This window comes from Paenibacillus alba (assembly GCF_013204855.1).
GTDB lineage: Bacteria > Bacillota > Bacilli > Paenibacillales > NBRC-103111 > Paenibacillus_E > Paenibacillus_E alba.
Map to the genome: position 1 here is coordinate 1 of NZ_JABMKZ010000055.1, position 19,154 is coordinate 19,154.

At 46.4% G+C, this 19,154-nt stretch carries 14 protein-coding genes; 13 read left to right on the forward strand and 1 reads right to left on the reverse strand.

Features of this window, described 5'->3' with window-relative positions; all coding sequences use genetic code 11:
- The first annotated feature begins 1,067 nt into the window (after positions 1-1,067).
- The 6 genes from HQN90_RS35290 to HQN90_RS35315 all read left to right on the forward strand — a co-directional run bounded on the left by HQN90_RS35290 (position 1,068) and on the right by HQN90_RS35315 (position 7,754).
- Complete coding sequence (locus HQN90_RS35290; RefSeq protein WP_173227528.1) at positions 1,068-2,513, forward strand: transposase; 1,446 nt, start codon at positions 1,068-1,070, stop codon at positions 2,511-2,513.
- A gap of 404 nt (positions 2,514-2,917) precedes the next feature.
- Positions 2,918-3,442, forward strand: coding sequence for a DinB family protein (locus HQN90_RS35295; RefSeq protein ID WP_173227529.1), 525 nt, complete (start codon positions 2,918-2,920; stop codon positions 3,440-3,442).
- A gap of 44 nt (positions 3,443-3,486) precedes the next feature.
- Entirely contained in the window at positions 3,487-3,921 is a 435-nt protein-coding gene (locus HQN90_RS35300; protein WP_173227530.1) for an SRPBCC domain-containing protein, read from the forward strand.
- Positions 3,918-4,712 carry a lipid II flippase Amj family protein gene (locus HQN90_RS35305; RefSeq protein WP_173227531.1) on the forward strand — a complete coding sequence of 265 codons (795 nt, stop codon included), beginning with the start codon at positions 3,918-3,920 and terminating at the stop codon, positions 4,710-4,712. Before HQN90_RS35300 ends, HQN90_RS35305 begins: the two co-directional genes overlap by 4 nt.
- A gap of 51 nt (positions 4,713-4,763) precedes the next feature.
- Positions 4,764-5,642 (forward strand): radical SAM/SPASM domain-containing protein, encoded by an 879-nt coding sequence (locus HQN90_RS35310; protein WP_079409045.1) that lies wholly within the window; start codon positions 4,764-4,766, stop codon positions 5,640-5,642.
- Positions 5,643-5,801: 159 nt separating this feature from the next.
- The gene (locus HQN90_RS35315; protein WP_173227532.1) at positions 5,802-7,754 is read left to right on the forward strand and encodes a helicase C-terminal domain-containing protein; all 1,953 of its coding nucleotides are present in this window, start codon (positions 5,802-5,804) and stop codon (positions 7,752-7,754) included.
- A gap of 13 nt (positions 7,755-7,767) precedes the next feature.
- On the opposite strand, the gene HQN90_RS35320 is transcribed toward HQN90_RS35315, so the two are convergent.
- Positions 7,768-9,558, reverse strand: coding sequence for an ABC transporter substrate-binding protein (locus HQN90_RS35320; RefSeq protein WP_173227533.1), 1,791 nt, complete (start codon positions 9,556-9,558; stop codon positions 7,768-7,770).
- Positions 9,559-9,704: 146 nt separating this feature from the next.
- Between HQN90_RS35320 and HQN90_RS35325 the strand changes: the two genes are divergently transcribed.
- The 7 genes from HQN90_RS35325 (at position 9,705) to HQN90_RS35355 (ending at position 19,130) form a co-directional block, all read left to right on the forward strand.
- Positions 9,705-11,207 carry a DUF4153 domain-containing protein gene (locus tag HQN90_RS35325; protein WP_173227534.1) on the forward strand — a complete coding sequence of 501 codons (1,503 nt, stop codon included), beginning with the start codon at positions 9,705-9,707 and terminating at the stop codon, positions 11,205-11,207.
- Positions 11,208-11,313: 106 nt separating this feature from the next.
- Positions 11,314-12,867, forward strand: coding sequence for an S-layer homology domain-containing protein (locus HQN90_RS35330; RefSeq protein ID WP_173227535.1), 1,554 nt, complete (start codon positions 11,314-11,316; stop codon positions 12,865-12,867).
- A 355-nt stretch (positions 12,868-13,222) separates the two neighbouring features.
- Positions 13,223-14,374 (forward strand): acyl-CoA dehydrogenase, encoded by a 1,152-nt coding sequence (locus HQN90_RS35335; RefSeq protein ID WP_173227536.1) that lies wholly within the window; start codon positions 13,223-13,225, stop codon positions 14,372-14,374.
- Positions 14,375-14,402: 28 nt separating this feature from the next.
- On the forward strand, positions 14,403-15,530 hold the full coding sequence (mmgD, locus tag HQN90_RS35340; RefSeq protein ID WP_173227537.1) for a citrate synthase: 1,128 nt from the start codon (positions 14,403-14,405) through the stop codon (positions 15,528-15,530).
- A 19-nt stretch (positions 15,531-15,549) separates the two neighbouring features.
- Positions 15,550-16,998, forward strand: coding sequence for a bifunctional 2-methylcitrate dehydratase/aconitate hydratase (locus HQN90_RS35345; RefSeq protein WP_173227538.1), 1,449 nt, complete (start codon positions 15,550-15,552; stop codon positions 16,996-16,998).
- Between the two features lie 42 nt (positions 16,999-17,040).
- Complete coding sequence (prpB, locus tag HQN90_RS35350) at positions 17,041-17,949, forward strand: methylisocitrate lyase (RefSeq protein ID WP_173227539.1); 909 nt, start codon at positions 17,041-17,043, stop codon at positions 17,947-17,949.
- Between the two features lie 26 nt (positions 17,950-17,975).
- Complete coding sequence (locus HQN90_RS35355; RefSeq protein WP_173227540.1) at positions 17,976-19,130, forward strand: acetyl-CoA C-acetyltransferase; 1,155 nt, start codon at positions 17,976-17,978, stop codon at positions 19,128-19,130.
- The last annotated feature ends 24 nt before the right edge of the window (positions 19,131-19,154 follow it).

The following is a 19,154-nucleotide window of genomic DNA, read 5'->3' on the forward strand; positions in this document are numbered from 1 at the left end:
GGCCAGCTACTGTTTTGCGAGTTTTGGCCAAGTTGCCGCTTAAGCTCCTTATTTTCGTTTTCGAGGTATTCAACCTTGGCAACCAGAGACAGAATGAGTGCCTTAATGGATGCCAAGTCACGGAGCATAATCCGATCAATTTCTTCTATATTCATTATGCCTCTCACCTCGTTCACTCTAAGTATTGGTACTATCTATTAAACCAAATTTTAGAATTTGAATAAGGTCCTGAGTAGTAACCACAATTGCATCTTTTTCTACTTTTCAAGGGATTATTTCAAAGAAAGCCTGCATTTTTGCAGTTTTTATGGGTTGGAGAGGAAGCCGCAGGCGGCATGAGCTTTTAACTTGATAAGCTGCTGGCGGTTGTGAAGAAGATCTACTGCTGTTGTAAAGGAAAGCTGTTGCGGTTGCGATTGAAAAGATGAGTTACTGCTGTTGTAGAGAAAAGCCTGCGATTGTGCATCCTTTTTCGCTCGATTTCATCTGTCGGAAGCAAATTCCTGCGATAATGCATCTTTTTCTGGTATAATTCCCAGTTCAGGCTCAAGATGCCTAAAAAGCCTGCACAATTGCATCTTTTTTACTTTTTAAGCGATTATTTCAGAGAAAACCTGCATTTTTGCAGTTTTTATGGGGTGGAGTGGGAGAGAAGCAGCACGAGCTTGGACTTGATGAGTTACTGGAGCTATTGAAAGTTACTTCGGTTGTGAAGGAAAGTCTGCGATAGTGCATCTCTTTATGATTGATTCCATCTGTTTCTGGCATACTCCTGCGATAGTGCATCCTTTTTCGCTTGATTTCATCTCTTGGAGGCAAATTCCTGTGATAATGCATCTTTTTCTGGCATATTTTCCATTTCAGGCTCGAGATGCATAAAAAGCCTGCACAATTGCATCTTTTTCTACTTTTTAAGCGTTTATTTTAAAAAGCCTGCATTTTAAGTCAATTTCATAATTCGCAAACCCTTATTGTAAAAGGATTTTCATACATAAAAAAAAGGAGTACCTCCCCATTTTCTCGAAGTTTAGGTTACCACACCAAAAACCAAAGAAAGGAGTACTCCCATGTATGATATTCAACAAGAAGAGCTGTTTTCCTTCGAGCAATTGATGGAAATGGCGGATGAACTGAAATTTAGTGCCATTCTAAACCACTTGCCAATCGAGAGTATTCTTCATGCGGTTAACAAAAAGAGTGTGCGTGGCCGTCCCGAATCTTTGAATACACGTGCGATGATTTACTCTCTAATTATTGGAACTGTCCAGCATATCCTTTTTACAAAGGATTTGGTTCATCGTCTAAAAACCAGTTCGACGTTTAGAAAACTTTGCCGTTTTACCGACTCGGATCGCTTGCCAAGCGAAGCAGCTTATTCCCGTCTTATAACAAAGCTAGAACAAACGGGAGCACTTCAACTAGTACAAAATCTCTTGGTGGACAAGGCAATTACCCACGGATTCCTGACGGGCGAGGTTCTCGCTTTAGATTCATCCCATTTGGGGGCGTTTGATCGTAACCCTAAGCTAGATGAAAAGAATACAGCCGAGTCTGCTGTGCCCTCCGTTTCCGAAGAGCCGGCCTTACTCCCTGCAGATCTCTGTTCACAACCAGCAAAACCAAAACCCGAAAAACCAAAACGCCATAAACGAGGCAGAATCCCGAACGCGGAAAAGGCCGAGTGGCGCAAAAAAGTTGAAGCTTACGAAGCGTCATTAAACCTTTTTCAACGAGAAGTAGCTGATATGTTGCCTGCCAGCTATGAGGAACTTATTCGCGATATGCCTCAGCACCCGAGCACGGGTGTAAAGGGGGACCCGCGAGGAAACCGTCGCGTGAAATATTGGTACGGCTACAAGTTAAATTTACTAGTGGATACGACCAGTCAATACATTGTGGTGGGAGTAACATGCTCTGCTCACGTCAGTGACCAAAGACCTGCGATCGTATTGCTGAAGCGATTACAAGAGCGGTTTCCGACATTGAAGGTTAGATATGTGTTGGCCGATAAAGGCTATGATGGCGAGCCTGTGTACAAACAAATTCGGAAATTGGGGGCGTTCCCACACATCCCTCTCATTCATCGAAGCAAGCTCCCAAAAGGAGTCGATAAACATTTTCGGCCAGTTTGTGTAAAAGGAAAAGCGTATTGCTACGACAGCTATGATGCTAAAAGAGAAACGATAAAATTTACGAGCCCTAAAGAGTGCGCAACGTGTCCGTTACTAAATAACAAATGCCAGAAAGTTTACAAATTCCGAGTAGCTACGGACGTCCGCAAGTACACGGTGCCTGGACGAGGAAGCGAGAAGGCTGCCGAATTATTTAAACAGCGAACAGCTATTGAACGAGTCTTCGCTTATCTGAAACTCTATTTTGGATTAAATTCAACACGTAGACGCGGAAAGCGTGCATTTGTGTATTATGATCTCAGTTGCTTAACGTACAATTTGTGCAAATATGCACTCGACAAGGTCAACAAGAAGATGAAGCTGGAAAAACACGCAGTGTAATTTTAAAATTACGATGTCATAAATTTGGTGCAGTATGTTTAGTGAGTTATTGAATTATGAAATTGACTTTTTTTGCAGTTTTTATGGGTTGGAGAGGAAGCCACAGGCGGCATGAGCTTAAACTTAATAAGCTGATGCGGTTGTGAAGATATGCTATTGCGGTTATGAAGAAAAGCCAACAAAATAACGTCTTTCGCCTACTCCAGAAAGCATCCCCAACAAAAGACTTCCGCAAAATGATGAAGGTTACAGAGTTTCAACTGTACAGCTGCTGAGAGATTTCATACTTAATCGAAATTATTTATAATTCGAAAGGGAAATTATGGGTCCTCCGCGAATGTTCATACAGAACACATACATATACACATACACTCGCAGACTTCTACACAAGGAGACGAACACTTATGAACTTAACACCAAACACATTAGTTACTGATATCTCAGGCTACACACCGCAAATAAGCAGATTGATGTCAATGATGAATTACGCTAGGTATACAACGCTCCATAGTGTGGAGGGGTTAACGACGGAACAATTGGATTATAGAGTGGATGAGACGAGTAATTCGATAGGAGCGTTGCTGCTGCACTTCGCGGCTGTTGAGTATGCCTATCAGTTGGAGACGTTTGAGCATCGCGAATTGAATGAGGAGGAGATGCGGACTTGGGGAGCTGCACTTGAGCTGGGCGATGCGGCACGAGAACAGATAAAGGGTCACAATCTTGACTTTTATCTCAACCAGTTGCGTGAAATTCGCAATAAAACATACGAGGTTTTCAAGACGAAGTCGGATGAGTGGTTAGATGAAGAATATCCGTTCTGGTACGGTAAACAAGCTAACCATTATTTCATGTGGTTTCACGTGTTGGAAGATGAAATCAATCATCGCGGACAAATTCGGTGGATGAGAAAACGAATCCCAGGGTAAGCATTTCTTTTATTCCATATAAGAGGTCACGAGGAGGAGATCAGATGAGCGCGCAGCGAGTAGTCGGTCAAACGGCAGCAGCAGGTTTTCAAATTGGGGTTAGAAGGACGCTCCCTTTGTTTCAAGAGGAGGCATGGGCCCTTTTGCTTTCACCTCAAGGGCGTAAGCTTTGGCTAGGGGAAATTACGAACGTTGAGTTCAGCAAGGGTTCCACATTTGAAACAGAAGAAGGGCATTCTGGGGAGTTTCGTGTGGTGAAGCCGCTGGAACAGCTTCGATTGACTTGGCAGCCTGCTGGCTGGCTGGACGCCTCGACCTTGCAAATTCGGTTGCTTCCTACGGCTCACCCCGGTAAAACAACAATAAGCTTTCATCAAGAAAAACTTGATAATGCAGAACGCAGAGAAGTGATGAAAACGCATTGGGAAGACGTTATTGCGGGTCTGCAGGCCATTGCAGATAATGGATCTACACCATGACAGGAACGCTTGTACTAGTTTTCATTTTGACAATGATTATTCATACGGCAGAGACGTTATCTTACTCGATTCGCTACGCTGGTGTTCGAGTGAACAAGCTTGCGGTGGCGCTTTCTCTGGTTGGCATCGTTGTCCTTGTATCGCGAACGGCGAATTTAATTCAGGCGCCAATGACGGCGCATTTTGTTGATTTTGCTAAGGTGGAGCCGGCGTTTGATCTGGAGAGAACCTTGCGCATCAGTTTATTCGCCTCGTCGATAGGCACGTTGATTGCGATCGCCTTATTTCCCTCTTTTATCAATTTCAGTGTTCGGATTATTGCCCGTTTGGAAATCGCAGGTTCCATTCCTAGGCTGATTTCGAGCGTGACGGTAGATCAGTTGAAGAATTCAAAAAGCTACTGGAAAAAGCCGCGAGTTAAATTAAGCCAATTTCGCTATTTGGGTATTCCGAAACGATTTTTGCTCATTAACATTGTGGTGACGGCGTTTTACTCTGTTGGGGTGCTTTCTTCCTTATATGCAGCGCATCTAGTGCCTGAATCAGCAACGACGGCATCGCAAGCTTCGGGTTTGATTAATGGGATTGCAACGATTCTACTCACGATATTCATAGATCCACAGCTTGGCCTTATTACGGACAAAGCACTAAGAGATGAGACGCAGCGCAGACAGCTTGGTAAAATATATGCACTGCTCATGACTTCACGGTTTTTGGGTACTCTGCTTGCCCAAGTGTTTCTCATTCCGTCTGCGCATTTTATTGGCTGGATGGTCAAATTGTTTTTCTAAATGGTATAATAGCTACAATCAACGTAGCGCAGCTAGAAACGGAGCCATGGAATGAAGAAGTTTAAGAAATTTTATATTGAAATTACAAGTGTTTGCAATTTGGCTTGCACTTTCTGTCCACAAACTAAACGTCAAGCCAATTTTATCAAAATGGACACCTTCACGAATATATTGGATCAAATCAAACCGCATACGGATCATATTTATCTGCATGTCAAAGGGGAGCCTTTGCTGCATCCCAAGATTGATGAGCTGCTGGATGTAAGCCATGACAAAGGCTTTAAAGTGAATATCACTACGAACGGTACGCTGATTAACAAAAATAGACATAAGCTGTTAGATAAACCGGCGCTGCGGCAGATGAATTTCTCCCTGCACAGTTTCGATGGACATGAAGGCTCCGAAGATAAGGAAGGGTATGTAACGAGCATTCTGCGGTTCGCCAAAGAAATCGTGGCTAAGTCCAACGTGATTATCTCGTTCCGCTTATGGAATTTGGATACGGACAACCAGACGAACTTGGAGCGTCAACGAAACCGTGAAGTACTGGATCTGCTGGAGCAAGAGTTCAATCTGGATTACAAAATTGATGAGAAGTTTGTAAGAGGCACCGGTGTTAAACTAGCGGATCGCGTCTATCTGAATCAGGATCATGAGTTCCAGTGGCCCGATCTCAAAGCGGAGGAGATTTCAGGACCAGGTTTCTGTCATGCCTTACGCAATCAAGCGGGTATTCTTGTGGATGGTACCGTCATCCCTTGCTGCTTAGATGGGGAGGGCGTGATTAATCTGGGCAATATCAATCATACGCCTTTCTCCGAAATCGTCGAGGGGGAGCGGGCTAACCGCTTGTTTGAAGGATTCTCGAGGCGGGAAGTTGTTGAGGAATTATGTCGCAAATGCGGCTATCGTGAACGGTTCAGCATGTAAATATCCTAAAGCTGCTTGATCAGTTAATAGACTGAGAAAGGGGCTTTTTTTCTTGCTGCTTTTGACTTCCTGAAAGCAAGCGAGAGGTCTTTTGCTTTTACTTATCATTCATGAGATAATATAAGTTTGATTCGATTCTAATTGTTGGGGGCACAAACTGTGGGACGTTATCCATTCGCGTACGATCATGCACAACCATACATGCAGCAGGTCTCTGACTGGATTGCTGATATATTTTATGAAATTTTGCCTGAAGCCGGGTTTGAGGTGCGGGACGAGCAAATTTACATGGCGTTCCAGCTCGAGCGTGCGTTTGCCGAAAAGCAGACGATTTTCGCGGAAGCGGGTGTTGGCACAGGGAAGACGCTTGTTTATTTATTATATGCGATTTGCTACGCACGATTGACGAAGAAACCGGCCATTATCGCCTGTGCGGACGAGTCTTTGATTGAACAATTGGTCAAGCCGGGCGGCGATATTGAGAAGATTACCCGCCATCTGGATCTTGTTATTGATGCAAGACTTGCCAAATCACCGGATAAATACGTTTGTCTGGTCAAATTGGATGAGGCACGATTCGGACATGAAGATATTGGTTTATTCCGCGAGCTGTATGAAGGACTTCCGGATTTCGTTCATACGCGTGAAGCGATGCAATCCTTTTATGCTTATGGGGATCGTAAGAACTACCCGCATCTGAATAACGAACAGTGGGACAAGGTAAGCTGGGATGCTTTCCAGGATTGTTTCGTCTGTGATAAGCGGCATCGCTGCGGTCAAACGCTTTCTCGGGAATCCTACCGACGTTCGACGGATTTAATTATCTGCTCGCACGATTTCTATATGGAGCATGTGTGGACATATGAGGGAAGAAAGCGTGAAGGACAGCTTCCTTTGCTGCCGGAGCATTGCACAGTTGTTTTCGATGAAGGCCATTTGATGGAATCTGCCGCTCAGAAAGCTTTAACGTATAAATTGAAGCACATTGTATTTGAAGAATTAGTCGTTCGCCTGTTAAAAGGGGAAGTTCGCGAGTCGTTAGCCGTATGTATCGATCAAGCGATTGAACAAAGCGAACTGATGTTCGACATTCTCGAAAGCTGTTGTCAGCCGATCCCGGGCTCAGACCGCAAACAGATCGTGATGAACGATAGATTGCTGCGCGAAATTCATCGTCTCTGCGATATTTTATCTGAGATTGAGGAAGAGCTTGTGTTTGAAAGCGAAATGTTTACCTTGAACGACTACCAGCTTAAAATTGTTGAGGAGCATCTGGAAATGATGCAAAAGGCGTTAGCTTTGTTCCGCAATGATCAAGCGTTCATCTGCTGGGCAACGGAGAGTATTACGGGCTTGAGTCTGGTCATTATGCCAAGGACCGTGAAAGAAGTGTTGAAGGAGCAAGTATTCTCATCGAAAATGCCAATCGTGTTCTCCTCCGCTACGCTTTCTGTCGAAGGTTCTTTTGACTATGTGGCGGATAGCTTGGGGCTTGATAAGTATTTATCCTTCTCCGTCGCATCCCCTTATGATTATGCAGAGCGGATGGAAGTGATCGCACCCAAGTGGGCGTCAGGCGGTACCTTTGAAGAGAAAATGGACACAGCCGTTCATTTGTTAAAAAGAACAGAAGGTCGGGCTCTGATCCTGTTTCCGACGTATGAAGATTTAAGACAGTTCAAACGTGAGATTCAGAGCCGATCTGATTGTGCGGAACTGCGCTTTTTATTCGAAGGAGATCAAGAAATCAGTCATTTGATCGAGACTTTCCAGGGAGATGAACATACGGTTTTAGCTGCTGTAAGCCTATGGGAAGGTCTGGATGTCCCTGGGCCATCCTTGTCGAACGTGATCGTCTGGGCGCTGCCTTTTCCTCCACAAGACCCGGTGTTTATGGCCAAAAGACAAGCCGCGTCCAACCCGTATGAAGAGGTGGATATTCCTTATATGCTGCTCAGATTGAGGCAAGGAATTGGCCGATTAATCCGTACCCGAGAAGATAGCGGCTTAATTGCAATTTTCAGCGACGATCTGCACCATAACACTCAATTACGGGAACATATCGTGAGAATTTTGCCAGACGGCGTTGCGTTGAAGCAGGAAATAAATTGACAGACATCATCGATTAGGTAAACCAAATGTCGCGAAATCGCACCCATCCAAGGGAATCAAGAGAAATTCCTCGAATAGAAGGATGGAAGGCGGTTTTGAGATGCTTCCGATATAGAAAAAGCAGGCTATGGCGCTGCTTGAGCTGGGATTCCAACTGCTCAAGCAGCGCTTTTCTGTGCTGCGCGTCTGTTTCGAACCGCAGCTTGCGCAGGCTGTCATCGATCAGCAGCTGGATTTCGCTGGCCGCATGCTGACGCATACTCTTGTACATATCGTAGAGCCGCAGCTCCCGATGTTCATCTAACATGATCGCGAAGAGCAATAAGTCTGCCGTCATGCGCTGCTCACCTTTGAATTCTTCAGCGGGAATGAGCATAATGTCCAGATGGATGCCGGCTTCGGCGTATATCTTCTGCAAAATCAACGCATCCTTTTCGTATTGCGGAATGGTTGCCAGTTTGATCGTTTCACCCTGATAACCTGCCGCATAGAGCATGGCTTCCAGCTTGCCAGCTTCAAGTAATCCAGCTTGTTGTTGATCGTCCCTATCTTGCTGGGACTGAGGGAAGAAGCTGTTAGCTGCCTCAATAACATCGCCCGACAGCTGTTCAAGCAGGATGCATCGATTCAATGCTACATGCAGCGCTTCACGCATAAGGGGATTCCTTAAGGGGCCTTCTTTGAGTTCATTCACAGTCAGAAATTTAGTCGTCATGCCGGACTGCCGGACTTGCTGCCATCTTTCTGCATCCATGTCTGATATTCTTACATTATGCATAACTTGAAAAGGCTGCCTTGTATCCGATAATTCCGTATGCTCCTTCTCCGGCAATGTCCAGACTTCAACGCGATCCAGAAATCCTCTGCCCTGAAAATAAGCGGGGAATGCTTCCAGAATCCAAATCCCTTGATCTTGTCCGGTTAAACGGAAAGGGCCTGTCCCCACTGGGCTCTTATGCATCAGGCCGCCTGACTTTTCGACAATGTCGGCAGGTACGATTGAGGCGCGATTCGTAGATAGAAACCCCAGAAACAATTCATTCCGTTCCGCTAGTTGAATACGAAGGGTCGTTTCATTCGGCGTCTCGATTTCCACTATATTTGCATAAGCCCAGCTGTAGAGGCCGCGCGGCGCTAGCCGCTGAAGCCGTTCAAGCGAATATTTCACATCACTTGCGGTCATTTCACGCCCGTGATGAAAAGAGACGCCTTTGCGCAGATAGAAGGTCCATAGCGTGCGTGTGTCATCTACTTCCCAAGCATGCGCAAGATGCGGCAAGATCTCATCGCCTTTGGCATCCATGCGGACAAGGCTATCGAACAACTGATTGACCAAATGAGACTCGCCTGAATAATGAATGGCAGCCGGGTCCAAGTCATGTATGGCTTGCGTTAGAGGGAAGCGCAGAACGTCTGTTCTATGTTGTCCTTGCAGCTCCGAACGAAACCCGAATTGGCCGGAGAGCCAATCTTGAAATTCTCGCAGAGAAGCGGAGTGTTCAGAAGCTTGCAGCAAATCCAAAGCGGAGTGCAAGTCCTGCTTGGCTACTAATTCTTTGGCTTCTTCCATCAGCATATCTTCTTTGCGTACGTGAAAGATTAAGGTCGAGCGGTTGCTGCGGCCTTTTTTGGGCAGCCAAGTAAGCCATGATTCCTGCTGCATGCGCTTAAGTACCAGCACCATATTACGGTGCGTACATTCCAAATAGGCGGCCAGCTCTTCAATCGTAATTTCCATCGGGGTTTCTTCCTGAACATGAGGGAAAGAACGCCGAAGCGTTAAGTAATGCTTGCGAATTTTCAACGACAAGCCTCCATTTGTAAAATATGAAATTCTGAAAACTAAACTTACACTTTTTGTTCTTGTTTTAAAGGATACAATAAAAGGCAGGAACTAACAATGTTTTGCAGACGCTGACCCTAAGTTATTCAATAAAGGAGAGAACGTTCATGAGAGATCCTGCTCCATGGCAAAAGAAATATGGCATGATGCTTGGATATGCCTGTTTGTTTGGTTTCATGATGCAATATTTATTTGTTGGCTATGCGCCTGGAATATCGGTTTTATTAAGTGTAGCTGGCTTTTATGGCCTATATTTTTATGCAATTAAGGGGAGATTAGGCGGATTTGAGCCATGGGAAGGGCAGAGCAAGGCTGGTTGGCTGATGCTCGTGCCCGTAGCATTAATTGCTCTTACATACGCATTGTTTGCGAATAGCTTCTTCCATGCCCTGAATGTGTTAGCACTTCCGATTCTCATTGTTATGCAGACCATTGTGTTATCTCGCAATAGCAAACATGCGTGGTATCATGCCACGTTTTTGCAGGATATGGCAAGACATGTTTTTGGCAGACCGTTTGGCTATGTGTCGGTTCCGCTAGAGATGATCAGAGCTTGGCTGCCAGCTAGAGGCAGTGCTGAGAATTCACATTGGGGGAAGATCGGGAAGATTGGGGCAGGCTTGCTGCTGGCATCGCCGATTCTGTTCGTCATTATCGGCCTGTTAGCCTCGGCCGACCGCATTTTTCTGTCATGGCTGGCTGAAATCCCGCATTGGCTTGATGGGGGGAATATGGTTGAAGGCATCTTGCGGACAGTTTTGGCTTTATGTATATCGGTCTACACCTTTTGCTATATGTGGGGCCTCCTATTTCCCAATGTGATGGAAGCGGCTGCTCCGCCTTCTGAGGTTGACCAAGAGCGCTTGGCAGCTAGCGGCAAGATTCAGTTTGATCCCGTAACGGCAGGTACTTTGCTCGTATGCGTCAATGTGGTCTATGTATTGTTTGCGATCATTCAGTTCAGTTATTTGTTTGGAGCTGCCGATGGCATGCTGCCGAGCGGCGTGGCTTATGCGGAATATGCCCGGAGAGGATTTGCTGAACTGGTTGCTGTCGCTTTAATTAATGTGTTCCTGTTATTTCCTGGTCTCCACTGGATTCGCCAGAGTGGTCAAGCAGGGGAAATCACACGGAAAGCAAATCTCACGATGCTAGTTGCCTGTACGATCGTGATGCTTGCATCTGCCTATAGCCGATTGTCTTTGTATGAGGAAGCCTATGGCTTTACCCAAACAAGGTTGCTTGTTCATGGCTTTATGATATTCTTGGCGATCATGTGCGTCATTGCTTTATTTCGAATATGGGTCGAGAGAATTTCGTTATCCAAAGCTTATATTACAACAGGGATCTTAGCTTATCTGGTCATGAATTATATCAATATGGATGAACGCATCGCCGTGAACAACATGGACCGTTATGAAAGAACAGGAATAATTGACCTTGATTACCTGAGTCGACTGTCAACAGACGTCGTTCCAACTTTGCGAGAGATGCAAACACGACATGCCAATATGACAGAAATTCAATCTGCAATTGATCATGTCAAGGCTAATGATAGCCATTCGTCATGGCCTTCCTGGAACTTGTCCAGCTATCTGGCGAGGCGGTAAAAAGAATAATTTGTAAAGAAAATGAAAGCCTTGAGTTTCGAACTCCAAATTGCTGGGTATAAATTCCTATCCATACATAACCCCAACATTTAGGAGGAAACAAACTATGAAAAAAACATTATCAATCGCACTTACTTCGGCAATGGCAGTATCCATGTTCTCATCTGTCGCATTCGGCAAAACATCATCTGATTACTCCGATCTAAGCCAACTGGATTCCGCGACCAAAGCGAAATTCGATGCCATGATCAGCGCAGGAATCTTCGATGGCATGACAGAAACGACGTTCGGCTTGAAAAGCCAAATGAATCGTGCACAGTTCGCTAAGGTAGCTGCACTGCTGTTGAAGCTTCCGGTGAATTCCGGACTAAGAGTCTCCTCTTATACGGATGTGAGTACATACGATCAAGCGAATGGCTACGCACTTCCTTATATTGAAGCCTTGAAAACAGCCGGGATAACCGAAGGCACAAGTGCATGGACATATGATCCTGCAGGCCAAGTGACGAAGCAGGAGTTAGCTGCTTTCCTAGTAAGAATCTTAGGTAAACAAACAGAAGCAGAGTCCATGACATTAACGGATGGTTCTGTATCGAATTGGGCGAAAGGGTATGTAGCTTTGGCGCAGCAGTTGAAATTAGTGCCTGAAACCGTTGGTGCGTTCGAGGGCCAAATGCCGGCAACACGCGAATTGCTTGTAACAGGCGCCTATGAGGCGAAGCAGCAATATGTACCTGACAAAGTTTCCTTAATCGGTGCTCAAGCCATTGGGGCAAGCAAAGTGAAGGTGTGGGTGAACGACCTCCTCGATACGAAAAAAGCGAGCTTTATGTTAAGCAAAGGAACGATGAGTGTACCTGTACAGGCAACTTGGTCGGATGATGGGAAATGGGCAATCTTAGAAGCCTCTTCTCCTTTGAGCGAAGGCGATTACACAGCTGAAATATCTGGCATAGACACCACTTCCGTGTTAAGGAAGGATGTTCATTTCAGTGTTCAAAAAGAGCAGGTCACAGAACTCAAATTCGTTAATCCGAGTGATACGATCGCCAGCAGTACTTCTGCTTCTATTAAAGTAAAAGCATTGAACCAATATGGGGAAACGGCTTCCCAAGATGCTTCCAATTTCACAGCAACGGCAGCAGGCTCTGCTCCAACGGATATCACGAAGGACGAGTGGGGCAATCTAGTTCTTGTAGTTAACTCGCAAATGAAGGATTATATTCCTGTCACGGTGTATCTGAAAAATCAAAACCTTAATGTTTCCAGAAGCTTTAAAGTCGGAAATGCGCCTATTTTAAGCTACTTGGAACCTAATAAATTAACTTACTCTGGTGGCAAAACGAGGCTGATTAATATTGGGGATACGGCTACGGTTACGCTGAACTTGTTCGATCAGTATGGGAACCCTGTTACCAAGAAGCAGTGGGATAACGGTGAAGTCACAGCGAAAAGCATGATGCCCGATATCATGCCGGATAACCCGAACCTTGAGATCGTCAAAGCAGGAGCTGACTTAAGCCCTACTGATCTTTTTGATACAAATGGAAATCCCCGTTTCGAAGTGAAATTGATTGGGAAGCCAGATAAGCAAAGCACGCACCAAGTCACGATTTATAGCGAAAACGCCTATGCAACTGTCAGTGTGGATGTGGACTAAATAGAATAGAAAGGGTGCTCATTCTCTAGTGATAGGGAATGGGCTTTTTTTGTTCCAAAAAAGGGGATTCCATCCAGCAAGATGATGTGTTGAAGTGAATGAGAACAGATGTTTGGTATGGCGAAAAGTGGCATGTTACACTCCATGTTTGCCCGACTAAATCAGCGATAAGCAATTGCATTCGCATCTGTCGAAATTTCAGGCTTTTCCCAAGGAATAAGCCCTCGAAGTGGGGTGTATATATAAATTATTACAGCGAAAACGGTTGCAACTTGTCCGATACTAAGGCAAATGACAGAGCTTGTCCAAGGCAGACCCAGCAGGTACAGTCAGCCATGTGGAAGGTGGTGGGCGCATGCAAATGTCCTACACGGAGGAGCAGGTCATGGTTCGTTCAGTGGTGCGCGAATTTGCCGAGAACGAGATAGAACCATCGGCTGCGCAGCGAGATGAGGAAGAGCGATTTGACCGCAGCTTGTTCGATAAAATGGGTCAGCTCGGCTTAACAGGTATCCCATGGCCGGAAGCTTATGGCGGGCTTGCTTCTGATTTCATGACGTATGCCATCGTGATTGAGGAGATTTCCCGCGTGTGCGCGTCTACCGGTGTTATGTTATCCGTGCATACCTCCCTTACTAGCTGGGCGATCTACAAGTATGGAACGGAAAACCAGAAGAATAGGTATCTGCGTCCTCTAGCGGAAGGTAAGAAGCTTGGAGCTTACAGTTTGACTGAAAGCGGTTCAGGTTCAGATGCCAGTGCGATGCGCACAACCGCGAAACAAGAGGAAGACAGCTTTCTCCTCAATGGCTCGAAGCTGTTTGTTACGAATGGCGGAGAAGCGGACGTGTATATTGTGTTTGCGATGACGGATCTGCTGCAGCGGCAGAAAGGATGCAGTGCCTTCATCGTCGAAAAGGGCACTCCCGGCTTTATTTTCGGCCATAAGGAAAAAAAACTGGGCATCCGTTCCTCTCCGACGATCGAAATGAGATTCGACAACTGCCGTATCCCAGCCGATAATTTGCTGGGGCAGGTTGGTGATGGATTTCAGATCGCAATGAAATGCCTCGAAGGAGGGCGTATTGGCATTGCTGCGCAGGCGCTCGGAATTGCCCAAGGAGCCATGGATGCTTCAGTTGCCTATGCGAAGGAGCGGAAGCAATTCGGCAAGTCGATTAGCAAGCAGCAAGCGATCTCTTTTAAGATCGCTGATATGGCGACGAAGATTGAAGCGGCCAGACTGCTTACATATCAGGCGGCATGGAGGGAAAGCACGGGCCTGCCATATGGCAAGGAGGCTGCGATGGCGAAGCTTTTTGCCAGTGATACGGCCATGCAGGTGACGATTGAAGCCGTACAAATTTTCGGAGGATACGGCTATACGAAAGAATATCCGGTTGAGCGCTATTTACGCGATGCGAAAGTAACCCAAATCTATGAAGGGACGAACGAAATACAGCGAATTGTCATTTCCCGTATGCTGCTTATGGATGAAACCAAATAGCTGAAGTAGAGAAAGGGAGTGCGATGAAATGAGTGATTTGCACCGACCTGGACTTGAAAACGTCATAGCCAGTGAAACGGCAATTTCTTATTTGGATGTGGAAAAAGAAGAGATCGTAATCCGTGGCTATGATCTCATCGAACTGGCTCAAAAGGTCACCTATCTCGATATCGTTGGATTGCTGCTTGAGGGCGGTTTGCCCACGTTAAGTGAACGAAGAGACTTGGAAATGAGAATCCAGGAGGCTTATGGATTGCCAGAGAACATACGTTCTATGATCGAGCTGCTGCCAGAACAAGCCAATGTCATGGATAGCCTTCGTACCGGCATATCTGCTCTAGCCAGCTATGAGCCAGAGCTGGATGATCGGTCTCTAGAAGCGAATGATCGCAAAGCGATTCGACTGCTGGCAAAAGTGCCGCAAATTGCAGCCTATGCGTATCGTTCCAAGATGAAACAACCATTTATCGAGCCTGATTTGGATTTATCGTACAGCGCTAATTTCTTGTACATGATAACAGGGCAAATACCAACTCAATTAGAGGAGGATATATTTGATCAATCCTTGATTGTATACAGTGAACACGAAATGCCAAATTCTACGTTTGCTGCGCGAGTTATCGCCTCAACACAATCTGATCTGTATGGCGCGCTAACCGGAGCTGTGGCTTCCCTGAAAGGCACATTGCATGGGGGCGCCAATGAAGCGGTGATGATGATGCTTCTGGAAGCGGGTTCCGAAGAAAAGCTGGAAGCCCATCTGCTCTCGAAGCTGCATAAGCGTGAACGGATCATGGGTTTCGGCCATCGCGTGTATATGAATAAAGCGGACCCGCGCGCCCTGCTGATGAAAAAGGCATTAGCCGAGCTCGCAATCATCAAGAAACGACCTGAGCTTTACAATATGTGCGTATTAGGCGAAGAAGTCATGCTCAGGGAGAAAAATTTGCACCCGAATTTGGATTATTATGCAGCGCCGGTTTACTATTTGCTGGGTATTCCGATTGATTTGTTTACGCCGGTCTTTTTTGCAGCTCGTACGGTTGGGATTAGCGCACATGTCATTGAACAGCATAATCACAATCGGCTTTTTCGACCTCGTGTTCATTACACAGGACCTCGAGATCTACATCCTACTGTCACTGAGAGTCACTAAGCAGAAAGGAGGAATGCGAATGAGCGGCTCGGGTTCCCCTGTTAACAGGGCTGTGGCGTTTGACTCATTAATAGAGGAAATTGCCGATTATACACTTAATACGGAGATAGAGAGTGAGGAAGCTTATCGAATTGCCCAGTTTGTGCTGCTTGATTCCATAGGAACGGGACTCCTTGCCTTGCGTTTTCCCGATTGCACTAAGCATTTGGGCCCGATTGTACTGGGGGCTACATTACCGGGAGGAGCACGTGTGCCAGGAACGAGTTATGAGCTGGACCCCGTTCAAGCGGCTTTTAATATTGGCTGCATGATCCGCTGGCTTGATTATAATGATACGTGGCTTGCAGCCGAATGGGGGCATCCTTCAGATAATTTGGGCAGTATTCTCGCACTCGCTGACTATATTAGCCGCAGCAGGGTGGCCGTAGGCAAGAAGCCACTCTTGGTCAAAGATGTGCTTACGATGTCGATCAAAGCTCATGAGATTCAAGGTGTGCTGGCTCTGGAGAATAGCCTGAACCGGGTTGGTTTAGATCATGTACACCTGGTGAAAATCGCATCTACTGCCGTAGCAACCGCCATGCTTGGAGGAAGCAAGGAGGAGATAGGCAACGCCCTTTCTAATGCTTGGATTGACGGTGCTAGCCTTAGAACTTATCGGCATGCGCCAAATACGGGCTCGCGCAAATCGTGGGCAGCCGGAGATGCAACAAGCCGAGCGGTGCGATTAGCGCTTATGGCAGTTGGAGGAGAAATGGGGTATGGATCGGCGCTTTCCGCTAAAACGTGGGGATTTCAGGATGTCTTATTCAGAGGGAAGCCACTCACCTTAGGACGGCCACTGGGCTCCTATGTGATGGAGCATATTTTATTCAAAATATCATTTCCCGCCGAATTCCACGCTCAAACCGCTGTTGAATGTGCCTTTGAGCTGCATTCTTTGGTGCAGAACCGCTGGCAAGAGATCGCTACCATTACGTTGACAACCCATCAATCAGCGATACGGATCATTGATAAGAAAGGACCGCTGCATAACCCAGCCGATCGTGACCATTGTTTGCAATACATGGTTGCTATTGGACTTCTGTTTGGCACGTTGACTGCGGAGCATTATGAAGACTCGGTCGCGAAGGACCCGCGAATAGATGAGCTAAGAGAGAAAATGGTTGTCGTTGAAGATGAGCAGTACAGCAAAGACTATTTGGATCCGGATAAACGATCGATTACGAATCGGATTCAAATCCAATTCAAAGATGGGACGGCGACTGAGAATGTAGCTTGTGAATATCCCCTTGGACATCGCAAACGAAGAGAAGAAGGCTTGCCGAAGGTAAGAGACAAGTTTGAAGCCCATCTGTTGACCCGGTTCCCTCAGAAAAGAACAGCAGAAATTTTAAATAAAACGCTTGATTACGAACGCTTGATTCAAACGCCTTTTCATGAATTCATGTCACTGTTTGTAGGTTGAGCTTTCGCCAAGGTAATGAAATCTAGCTTTAGGGAGGTTACTATGTCATGGCTGATTGAAAATGAACCCAGTCAACAGCAGTTGGCAGCCTCGTTTCGTCAGCTTATTGAAGCGGGTCCAATTGTCAAAATTCCTGGAACACATGACGGGATGGCTGCTAGAATAGCTAAGCAAGCTCATTTCAAGGCTATCTATTTATCTGGTGCAGCGTACACGGCCAGTCGGGGATTACCTGATCTTGGCATCATATACTCAAGTGAGGTCGCTGAACGTGCGCGTGATTTGATTCGAGCTTCTGGACTTCCTCTGTTGGTTGATATTGATACAGGCTTCGGAGGAATTCTTAACGTGGCGCGAACCGCGAAGGAAATGGTGGAGGCGAAGGTTGCTGCCGTTCAGCTTGAGGATCAAGAACTGCCGAAGAAATGTGGACACTTGAGCGGCAAGAAGCTTATTTCCACCGAAGAAATGATTCAAAAAATCCAAACGATTAAAACGGTCGCACCAACGTTATATCTTGTTGCTCGTACGGATGCCAAAAGTGTGGATGGGATAGAGGAAGCAATTATGCGTGCGAAGCAGTATGCCGCCGCTGGCGCAGACGCTATCTTTCCGGAAGCGCTGGAGCATCCAGCCGAATTCCAACGGTTCAGTCTTGAAGTGAACTGTCCGTTACTTGCTAATATGACGGAGTTTGGAAGAACCCCCTATTTGACAGCAGATCAGTTTGAAAGTTGGGGCTACCGGATGGTTATCTACCCCGTCACTTCCTTGCGAGTTGCTGCCAAAGCTTATGAGAAGGTTTTTGATGAAATTCAGCAGACAGGGACACAGCAAGCCTCCCTTGAATACATGCAGACTCGTCATGAATTATACGAGACGATTCGATATTTCGATTATGAAGCTCTGGATAAGCAGATAGCGAAATCTGTTCTGCCTGACAAGGAGTAGTGTAGGACGAGACGGAGGACTGCATCATGAGAGAAAGTGTCATTGTAGGAGGTGCCCGGACGCCATTCGGTAAATTTGGAGGGGTTCTGAAAGAAATTCCCGCTTCTACTCTTGGTGGAACGGCGATTCAAGAAGCGATTAAACGTTCTGCATTGGACCCCACAGAGATTGACGAAGTGATTATGGGGATGGTGCTCCAAGGAGGAGCTGGCCAAATTCCTTCCCGACAAGCGGCTCGGTGGGCAGGCTTGGATTGGTCTGTTACGACGGAGACAATAAACAAAGTGTGCGCTTCAGGGATGCGAAGCGTCACTTTAGCCGACCAAATTATCCGCGCGGGAGATGCTGAAACCATTGTTGCAGGCGGAATGGAGAGTATGAGCAGTGCCCCGTATTTGCTGCCAAGCACTCGGTGGGGGGCGCGAATGGGCAATGAGCAGATCATTGATCTGATGATGCACGATGGTCTCATGTGCGCTTTTCATCATGTACCTATGCATGTTCACGGAAGCCATGTGGCCGATGAATTGGCCATAAGTCGTCAAGCCCAAGATGAGTGGGCGCTGCGCAGCCATGTGCTTGCTAATGAGGCAGCCCGTAAAGGATATTTGGCTGAAGAAATTGTTCCTGTGCGAGAGATAACAAGTGACGAAGGTCCCCGTCAGGATTCAAGTCTTGAGAAGCTGGCTGCACTGCCATCCTTAATGAAGGACGGCACGATCACCGCAGGAAATGCTCCTGGTGTGAACGACGGAGCAGCGGCTCTGATTATGATGTCCAGTGAGAAGGCGAGAGCAAGAGGAATAACACCACTTGCAACGATTGTTGGGCATGCATCTGTTGGTGAACGTGCGCCATATATTGCGACTACACCTGCGATTGCTATTCAGAAGCTGCTGCACAAAACAGGCTTCCAACTTCATCAAATTGCCAGATTTGAAGTCAACGAGGCATTTGCAGCGGTCATGTTAACCTGCGAGCGAATGCTTGGTTGGAATACAAATCTTGTCAACGTGAATGGGGGAGCGATCGCCTTGGGTCATCCTCTTGGTGCTAGTGGTACTCGCATCATTCTGACCCTAGTCCACGAACTGCGCCGAATTGGCGGAGGTTATGGAATTGCGGCGATTTGCAGCGGAACTGCTCAAGGGGACGCAATACTTATTAAAGTGGATCAGTAATCCCACTGGCTGGAGGTAGATTCA